This is a genomic window from Rhodococcus sp. LB1 (assembly GCF_001583455.1).
Lineage (GTDB): Bacteria > Actinomycetota > Actinomycetes > Mycobacteriales > Mycobacteriaceae > Rhodococcus_F > Rhodococcus_F opacus.
In genome coordinates this window covers 1-9,276 of the sequence record NZ_LTCZ01000327.1, presented here as the reverse complement: position 1 = coordinate 9,276, position 9,276 = coordinate 1, and the positions used below count along the sequence as shown (strand labels likewise).

5 protein-coding genes and 1 pseudogene are annotated in these 9,276 nt (G+C 65.5%); 5 read left to right on the top strand and 1 reads right to left on the bottom strand.

All coding sequences use genetic code 11. The annotated features are described in order from the left end of the window. A pseudogene (locus AZG88_RS54505) lies at positions 1-420 on the top strand (anti-sigma-D factor RsdA); the annotation flags it as partial. 585 nt (positions 421-1,005) lie between these two features. Here AZG88_RS54505 and AZG88_RS33010 read toward each other — a convergent pair. Beyond that, the gene (locus AZG88_RS33010) at positions 1,006-2,208 is read right to left on the bottom strand and encodes an NAD(P)/FAD-dependent oxidoreductase (protein WP_061700235.1); all 1,203 of its coding nucleotides are present in this window, start codon (positions 2,206-2,208) and stop codon (positions 1,006-1,008) included. 197 nt (positions 2,209-2,405) lie between these two features. Here AZG88_RS33010 and AZG88_RS33005 point away from each other — a divergent pair, with 197 nt between their 5' ends. From AZG88_RS33005 to AZG88_RS32990, 4 genes are all read left to right on the top strand, one after another. Further along, on the top strand, positions 2,406-3,044 hold the full coding sequence (locus AZG88_RS33005; protein WP_061043692.1) for a TetR/AcrR family transcriptional regulator: 639 nt from the start codon (positions 2,406-2,408) through the stop codon (positions 3,042-3,044). Then, entirely contained in the window at positions 3,041-4,045 is a 1,005-nt protein-coding gene (locus tag AZG88_RS33000) for an LLM class flavin-dependent oxidoreductase (protein WP_061700234.1), read from the top strand. The genes AZG88_RS33005 and AZG88_RS33000 overlap by 4 nt, the downstream gene beginning before the upstream one ends. A 1,035-nt stretch (positions 4,046-5,080) precedes the next feature. Beyond that, positions 5,081-7,963 carry an aminodeoxychorismate synthase component I gene (gene pabB, locus AZG88_RS32995; RefSeq protein ID WP_061043690.1) on the top strand — a complete coding sequence of 961 codons (2,883 nt, stop codon included), beginning with the start codon at positions 5,081-5,083 and terminating at the stop codon, positions 7,961-7,963. A gap of 1 nt (position 7,964) precedes the next feature. Beyond that, positions 7,965-9,276 (top strand): condensation domain-containing protein (locus tag AZG88_RS32990; protein ID WP_156517685.1); only part of this gene is annotated, 1,312 nt, incomplete at its 3' end.

The following is a 9,276-nucleotide window of genomic DNA, read 5'->3' as shown; positions in this document are numbered from 1 at the left end:
CCCGGTACCACCACCACCGACACGCCGACGCAGACCATCGAGTTGCCGGCCACCGCGCCGGGGACACCCGGTTCCACAACCGTGCCGGGAGTCGAGCAGCTGCCGGGAACCCTGCCCACGGACCTGCAGATTCCCGGACTGCCGCCCACTTCACTGCCGCCGCTACCCACGACGACACTCACGCTCCCGCCCGAGACCTTGCCGTCCACCAGCCCTGAACCCACCATCACGATGGTCCCGCCTCCGCAGCCGCCCCTGCCTTTCCCTTCCGACAACCCGACCACACAACCGCCCCCGCCTCTGCCATCGGACTACCCGACCACACAGCCGCCCCCGCCTCTGCCATCGGACTACCCGACCACACAGCCGCCCACCCAGCCACCGCAGGAGCCTTCCTCGGCGCCGCTCCCGACCAGCTGAGGAACACCTTCGGATCGACGCGCGACACGGCACACCCCAAAAACACTGTGCACTTCCTGATTCGTGAATATCACGGGCGTCCCGTTCGCCCCGCCATCTCAACACCTGCAGGATCTCGAAAGCCCATGTTCTCCAGAATCCGTATGTCATGAGATACATGGATTCTGGAACTGAGGCTGATCTTCGAGGGCATCGGACACAAGGCCCCTGAACAGGTAAGACATACATTGCGGAGCGTCCGTTGGGAAGGGTGCGAAGCCGCTGGTCGAGGCGTTGATCCGGCTGCACGCGCTCGAGGCGCCGCCACCGCCTGGCGAGGACCCCGACGCCCTGCGCTGCCCACCGGCGAGGGTCACGGTCGTGGGCGCCTCGGCTGGAACACGGTCGAGGACAGCGTCGGGACCGGCTTGTGAGCTCCGCGCCTGGTAGCGGTCGGCCCCGGGTCCTCGCCTCGGCCCACGATGCGCTCGGAGTGTCGCTGCATCAGCGCATCCGGAATGGACGACCACAGGAGTCCGAGACGGCTTCCGATCCTCTTCACAGCCTCTCGGTTTCCGCGATCGACCACGCGAAAGGAATGTGCGTTCATGCGTTGGTTTGCGCGAGGACCGACGCGATGTTCGGTGCGGAGTAGACGTCTCGGATGGGCACCGATCCGCCGAGGACGCCGAAGATCTGTTCGACGACCTCCGGTTGGGCCGCGGCCGCTCTGTAGAACGCCGTGAGGTCGTTCGAGAGCGGCGCGAGGCGGGCCGTGCTGAGCGCTAGTTCGAAGCCGTTGGCGGTGAGCTGGTCGCGCTGACGTTGGTAGTCGCCGAGTGCGTCGTCGACGGGACGGCCGGCGCGCGCGCTGTGGATGGCCTCCGCGAGCAGGTCGGCGCTGAGGAACGCATCGGCGATGCCCATCCCCGTGGAGGGGTCCTTGTGGTGGCCGGCATCGCCGAGGAGCGCCCAGCCCGGCCCGACCGATGTTCGGTACTGGTTGGGTAGGTCGGCGGTACCGACGAAACGTTGTTCGCGGTGGCCGGAGGCGACCGTGTCATGCAGTCCTGGCACCAGATCGAGGGCGGCGTGAAAGCTTCGGTCGAGGTCTGTGCGGACGCGCACAAATTCCCGGCGGGGCCAACCGACGTAGATGCAGGTGAGTCCGTCGTTGGTGGGCCAGACCAGGATCAGCTGGCCGGTTCTGGCGTGGAACGACGCGCGCACATCGCCGAGGCCACTCCAATAGGAGTAGTACACGCACGTCAGCGGCGGATGGTGGTTGTAGACGCGAGCAGCGACTCGCCGCGCGACGGTCGAGTGCAGACCATCGGCCCCGACGACCAGCGGTGCCCGCAACGACAACGAGCCGCCGCCACTTTTGCGACGGCCGCGCACGCCCGATACGCGACCATCCGTCCACACCACGTCGTCGACGACGACGCCGTCGATCAGTTCGGCACCCGCCTCGACGGCTGCCTCGACCAGCACCGTGTCGAGAACGGTCCGCCGCGGGCAGTAGGCGGCCGTCTGCCCCTCGACGCCCGGCCCGATACCCGACATCTGTACCGGGCCGACGTCGAAGGTGATCTGCTCGATCGGTGCGCAGCCGCGGGCGTGCAACCGATCGAGCAACCCCCAGTCCCGCAGTCGGAACGCGGCACGTTGCCACAGGAAATGCGTGGACATGGTGTCGCTGGGAAACGACGCTCGATCGACCACCGCGACACGGTGACCGCCGCGCGCCAGAAGCATCGCCAACGACGCGCCTGCACACCGGGCGCCCACCACAATCACGTCGAACATCACGCCTCACTCGACCAGAAATCCCGTATCTCGCGCATCGCTAGCCGACCGGCTGCCCCGCAGCGAGTGCGAGAACACTCCCTCGACGACCTTGACGTTGACGAACGGCATCACTGACCCCTTCTTCTTCGGGCCGGCCCGAGTGCCGACTGAAATCAAAAATAGCACGATCGTTCGTGCTGTACTAGGATGAGTTCATGGCACAGAAGCGGAACACGACCCCAGGGGCCAAGACACGGGAGACCGTGCTGGACACGGCCGCCGACGTCGCATCGGTCGACGGTCTCGACGGACTCACCATCGGGCATCTCGCGAGCCTGACCGGGATGAGCAAGAGCGGGCTGTTCGCCCACTTCGGGTCCAAGCAAGACCTCCAGCTGGCCACCATCGAGGTCGCGCGCCGGCGTTACGTGCGCGAGGTGGTCACACCGGCACTCGGGTCGGGTCCGGGCATACGACGCCTCACCGCCCTCTGTGAGTCGTTCCTGTCGTATGTCGAACGGGGAGTCTTTCCAGGGGGGTGCTTCTTCGCCGCCGCGATGGCCGAGTTCGACGGCAAGACGCCGGGCCCGGTCCGCGACGCCGTCACCGAGTGCCAGCGCCAGTGGATGGGGACCCTCGCGCAGGCGGCACGCGACGCACAGCAATCCGGTGAGTTACGCACCGACACCGATCCGGACCAGCTCGCGTTCGAGCTGGAAGGCACACTGCTGGCGGCCAACTCATATTTCCATCTCTTCGCCGACACGCGCTATCTCGACCGCGCCCGCCTCGCGGTGCGCACGCGCCTGTCGAGTGGAGCATCAACACCAGAACGGACGGCAACCCGCGCATGAGCACCCACACAGCCGACAACCTCGCCTCCGGCGTCAGCGTTACCCGGCGCGGCCTCGGTATCTGCGTGACCCCGCTCGAAACGCGCCGTGAGGTGATACTGCACGTCGCCCGCCGCGCCGAAGATCTCGGCTATGACGGGTTCTTCCTCGCCGAAGGGTGGAGCCAGGATGCCGCCGTCCTGCTCACCGAAATCGCCACCAAGACCGAACGAATCACCATCGGTACCGGTGTGCTCAGCGTCTGGGGCCGCACCGCCGGCACCCTCGCGATGCTCGCCACCAGCCTCGACCAGGTCTCACACGGCCGGTTCGTCCTCGGCTTGGGCGCAAGCAGTCCACAGCTCGTCGAAGGACTGCACGACCAATCGTTCACCGCACAGGTCCGTCGACTGCTCGACGGCGACCGGGTTCGCCCGACGGCAACCCACGACCAACGACCCCTGCGGCTCGGTGTCGCCCCGCGCACCGGCCTGCCGATCTACCTCGCCGCACTCGGCAACAAATCCATCCAACTCGCCGGCGAACTGGCCGACGGCTGGACGCCCTTCTTGGTCCCCCGGTCGTGGCTGCCCCACGGAATCGAGCTGCTCCAGCAGGCGGGCGCCCGATCCGGCCGCACAACACGCCCCTTGGTGTGCCCGGCCGTCCCCACCGCCGTCGCGGCCGAGCATGCAACCGCCCGCGAGATCGCGTCCTGGTGGATCACGTTCTACCTCACCAGCATGGGCTCGCTCTACCGCCGCTCGCTGAGCGAACGGGGATACCACCGCCAGGTCGAGGCCGTGCTCGCCGTCAACCCGACCCACGACACCACCGACGTGCCAGCCGCAGCCCAGGATCTGCTCGACGAGCTCACCGTCCGGGGCACACCCGACACCGCTCGAGACCAGCTCCAGCACTGGTACACCGCAGGCGCCGAGATGCCCATCCTCACCCTCCCACCCCACCGCACCATCGCCGAACTCGACTACATGCTCGAAACCATGCGCCCACACCCCTGACATTCCCGCCCGCTCGCGCAACGCCGAGAACGGAAGCTGTTGGGACAGTTCGCGTTCAGATAGGTAATTGACGTACCAATCGTCATCGGCAAATTATGGAAGACCCTACATCTCGCCTCTCAACGGTCCCGAGGGTTGCACGGTCTCTTCGCTGTCTTCCGCCTCGACGACGTGACTGTTGCGGATCTCGCCCGACCTCAGCTGGCGCCCGCAACCTCGCCCACTCCCCCACCAGGTCCTCGCCGCTCGACTGGAGCGGGCGAAGACCGGGTACGCCGTCCCGGCCGGGGGAACTCGATCGGCAGTTGCCGCCAGGCGATACCACCGCGCACGAGGTACAGAAAGCTTCATGCCGATGCAATCCCCGACTGCGCCGTCCCCAACCGGCGAAACGGGGAAACGCGCCCGCCATCGTCGCGGTCGGCCGTTCCGTCCTCGTAATCGTTACACCCGACACATGAACCCTGAGGTCAAGAGACGCAATCACTTTCGTGGCCTGGAGGCTCCAGGTCACACCGCCACCCTCCGCGGATAGAACCGACCATTTGCTCTGTGGATTACTACCGGATGGGTGCCCTTGTATCCACAGACTTTCGTGACTTAAGGTGGAGTGCGCGCATCGCGCGGCGTGTCGGGGCCTGGGCGGGTTGCGTTGATAGACAGGCTAAATAGCCCTCCTAAGGATTGATCATGTCCACCAGGCCCACCGTATCGACGGTACAAGGTCCCAGTTGTCCCCCGGCCGGCTCGTCACCAAGAAAGCACGAGCGGGCATCGCCGGCACTCAGGCGCAGCCGGTCAGTTTTCCTCAGGTCGGCGGAGCCTCCCAACGGGGCCGCCACGTCGAGAGGTCTTGGTGGCAACGCCCCCAGTCAATGAATCACACGAGCTTTCCCCGTGCCGGAGGAGGGCGCCACGGGTGGTGCGCGCTCAGACGAAGCTCCTGCAATAAGTTCGAGGGACCTCTTCACGTCGGTGCACCGGCGAGTGACACCGCAGTGTCGCATCCCTCACACGCCGAGAACCGGGCAAACGATGTTCACCAAGACGTTGTTGATCGACAACTACGACTCCTTCACATACAACCTCTACAGCTTTCTCAGCGAGGTCAACGGGTGCCCGCCGACGGTGGTGCGCAACGACGTCGACTGGCGTGCGATCGAACTGACCGAGTTCGACAATATCGTGATCTCTCCGGGGCCCGGTCGCCCAGCAAGCGAACGCGACTTCGGCATCAGCTCGCGGGCCATTCTGCAGGGCGGGCTTCCGACACTAGGCGTGTGCCTCGGCCATCAGGGTTTATGCCAACTGTTCGGTGCGCATGTCGTCTTGGCACCAGAGCCGAGGCACGGTCGCAACTCAGAGGTATTCCACGACGGAAGAGAATTGTTCGCGGGCCTCCCCTCGCCCCTGTCGGTCGTCCGGTACCACTCTCTCGCCGTCGAAGATCTCCCCGCCGAGCTGGAGCCAACTGCGTGGACATCCGACGGTATCCTCATGGGGGTAAGGCACCGCCAGCGCCCGCTGTGGGGGGTGCAATTTCATCCGGAGTCGGTCTGCACCGATCATGGACATGAACTCCTCGCCAACTTCCGTGAGCTCACCCCGACCCGCCGGAAGGGATCCGCACCGAAGCCTCGACGTCGGCCGCGGACCTTATCGCCATACGTGGTGGAAACACGGCGGATAGATCGGCGAGTCGACCCACAGACGGTGTATGAGCGCCTGTTCGCAGACGGCCCCAACAGTTTTTGGCTCGACGGCAGCTCCACAGTGGAGTCGGACGCCCGCTTCACCATCATGGGCGACGCATCTGGCCCACGCGCCGAGTACATCACGTACGACGTTGCGGACGGCACCGTCCTGGTGCACCGTTCCGGCGTTCCTGCCGGCACACGACGCGTGCGATTCTTCGACTATCTCGACGAACAGTTGCGGGCCCGCGCTGTGCCGCCATCGCCGGACCTGCCGTTCTCGTTCAATCTGGGTTACGTGGGCTACCTGGGCTACGAGTTGAAGGCCGAAGCCGACGGCAATGCGCAACACTCCGCGGACACACCGGACGCTGCCCTGGTCTTCGCCGACCGCGCAGTCGTGATCGACCACGTCGATGGCAGCTGCTACCTGCTGGCGCTCAGCGGGCAGGCCCACGAACCCGAAACCCGCGACTGGATGCGCCGTACGGCCCAGGTAATCAACCGATTGCCCGTCACGACCGACGATGCGCTTCCCGCGCGGCCGCTCATCAGGTCGGCGGCAGACCCGCGCATGACGCTGCGCCACAACCGTGAAACCTACCTCGACAAGATCCGTACCTGTTTGGAGAACATTCGGGTCGGCGAAACGTACGAAGTGTGCCTGACGAACCACGCCCAGATCGATGTCGAGATAGACCCCGTCGAAACCTTCGCCTACCTCCGATCGATCACTCCAGTGCCCTACGCAGCACTCCTGAGGTTCGAGGCTGCGGACATACTCAGCGCCTCCCCCGAGAGGTTTCTGCGCGTGGACGCCGACCGGGTAGTGGAGTCCAAGCCGATCAAGGGCACCCGGCCGCGCGGAGCAACCGCTGCGACGGACGACGCGCTCCGCCAGGACCTGCTGACGAGCGAGAAGGACCGGGCCGAGAACCTCATGATCGTCGACCTCGTGCGCAACGATCTCTCACGGGTCTGCACTCCCGGTTCGGTGCACGTACCTCGATTGTTCGACGTCGAAACCTACGCACCGGTCCACCAACTCGTGTCGACGGTGCGGGGGACCCTGCGCAGCGACGCGACTGCAGTCGGGTGTGTGCGCGCCTGCTTCCCGGGTGGCTCGATGACCGGAGCACCGAAGATACGCACCATGGAAATCATCGATCGGCTGGAGGAGGGGCCGCGAGGTGTGTACTCGGGCGCCCTCGGCTGGCTGTCCATCAACGGCACCGCCGACCTCAGCATCGTCATCCGAACCATGGTGTCCCGAAACGGGACAGTGAGCTTCGGGATCGGGGGCGCCATCGTCGCATTATCCGACCCCGACGAAGAGTTCACCGAGACCCTGGTCAAGGCGGCCGCCATGCGCAGGGCCCTCACGATCAGCGCAGGCAGATCCCCCGCCCTCGCCCACAGCGTTGGTCCGCAGACCTCGAGTGACGCCATCGATCGAGCTAGGCGCCGACTCTCGCGGGCCGAACTGGGCGGTGTAGAAGTGTGGGTCTGCCCCGGTGTGCCAGCACCCAGGGCCAACACCGAACTTGTACTTGCCGAGGCCCTCGCCGATATTTCACATGTCACGACTCCAGTGGTCGTGGATCTGTGCACCGGTTCGGGAGCAATCGCCCTGGCAATCGCGCATGCCCGAGCCGATGCCGGTGTACATGCCGTGGATGCGGATCCGACAGCCCTGAACGTGGCGCGACGCAACATCGAACGTCAGATCCGCCTCGGCGAGAGCCCGATCGTGCTTCACGAAAGCGCCGTCAGCACGCCCAATCTACTGTCCTGCCTTGCCGGAACGGCCGATCTGGTCCTCGCCCGTCCACCGTGCATTCCCGACGACGAAGACCTTCCCTCACAGTGCGGCGAGTACCGCCGACGGGCCTTGGTCAGCGACACAGATGGGCTGAAGCTCGCCCGGCAAACGATTGTTGCGGCCGCACGGCTCCTGCACGCGGGCGGCAGCCTCGTCGTCGAGCACCGTCCCGACCGCTACACGACAGTGCTCGCACTACTCGACGAGAACAAGTTCTTCGCCAACGTGGCAACACATTTCGATCAGGCGGGAGACGCGGCCTACACCACGTGCGCGCGGACATCCATGCAACTCCAGCACGCCGAGGTCGGGCCCGAGCCCAATCCTTGCACGCCTCCTGGTGCGAAGAGCAGATCGGAGAAGAGTCGTGGACGCCGCCCCACCACCGACTCCAGGAATTGAAATGCGCTCGGGAGCCCTTCCGTCCGAGGCATGCCGTTTATCGGCCGCGCAAAAGGGAATCTGGTTCGCCCAGCAACTGGCCGGCGAGCTCCCGATCACGATCGCGCAATACGTCGAGGTCTTCGGCGAGTTGGATATCGATTTGCTCGAGGCGACGAGTCGCGTGGCGGCCAGGGAGTTCGGTTCCGGGTTCTTACGCCTTGTCGATCACGACGGTGAGCTGTATCAACTGGTCGACGATTCTTCCGACAGCGGGATCCCGCGAATCGACTTTCGCGCGGAGGACGACCCGAACGTCGCCGCGCAGCAGTGGATGCGCAGCGAGTTCAGCACCCCGATAGACCTCCTCCACGATGCGCTCGCAGTCTCGGCGATCCTCCGAGTCGGCGACCGGCACTACTATTGGTACTCACGCGTTCACCACATCGCCCTCGACGGCTACGGCGCCATGACGCTGATGCAGCGTATTGCCGAGTTGTATTCGGCCGCAGCTGCCGGTGTCGAGGCCCCGCCGCTCCGCGTGCTGGACCTCGCTCAGATCGTTGAAATCGATGCTGCCTACCGGAACTCGGATCGGTTCGAGGCGGATCGGCGGTACTGGGCGGAACGGACCTCGGGACTGCCGGAACCTGCGAGCCTGGCGGGGCGGTCGGCGCCCGTCGAGGCGCATCCGCGAGTGGCCAGCGCGGCCTTGTCACACGACGTAGCCTCAATGCTCGATTCGGCCGCAACGAAGCACAACTCGAGTGCGGCAACGGTCTTGGTCGCTGCTCTTGCCGGCTTCCTGTGCCGGATGACAGGCAGATCGGACATTGTACTCAGTCTGCCGGTTTCGGCCCGAACGACCGCACCGCTGCGACGCTCAGGTGGGATGTTGGCCAATGTCGTGCCGCTGCAACTCGAGGTGGGCGCGGACGTGACGATCGGGGCGCTGATCCACTCCGCCCAGCTCGAGTTGACCGGGGCGCTGCGGCGGCAGCGGTACCGCCGTGAGGACATCTGCCGTGATCTCGGCAGGGACATCAGCCGCAATCGCTCGTTTGGTCCGACTCTCAACATCATGCCGGCCGACCGAGAGATCCGGCTCGGCCCGCACCTCGGCCGGCTGCACGTGTTGACCTCCGGGCTCGTCGACGATCTTTTCGTGAACATCTACCCGAGCGTGGGCGGCACCACGACGCACATCGACTTCCAAGCCAACCCGAGCCTGTACGACGACGACATTCTCAAATGTCATCACGACCGCTTGTTGTCCTTTCTCGACCGCTTCCTTTCTGCCGATGCGGGGAGTCGGGTCGGCGACCTCGACCTCC

What these genes read in the sequence shown, in the direction of transcription:
- AZG88_RS33010 (WP_061700235.1), bottom strand. Translation starts at nt 2,208, where the DNA reads ATGTTCGACGTGATTGTGGTGGGCGCCCGGTGTGCAGGCGCGTCGTTG.
- AZG88_RS33005 (WP_061043692.1), top strand. Translation starts at nt 2,406, where the DNA reads ATGGCACAGAAGCGGAACACGACCCCAGGGGCCAAGACACGGGAGACC.
- AZG88_RS33000 (WP_061700234.1), top strand. Translation starts at nt 3,041, where the DNA reads ATGAGCACCCACACAGCCGACAACCTCGCCTCCGGCGTCAGCGTTACC.
- pabB (WP_061043690.1), top strand. Translation starts at nt 5,081, where the DNA reads ATGTTCACCAAGACGTTGTTGATCGACAACTACGACTCCTTCACATAC.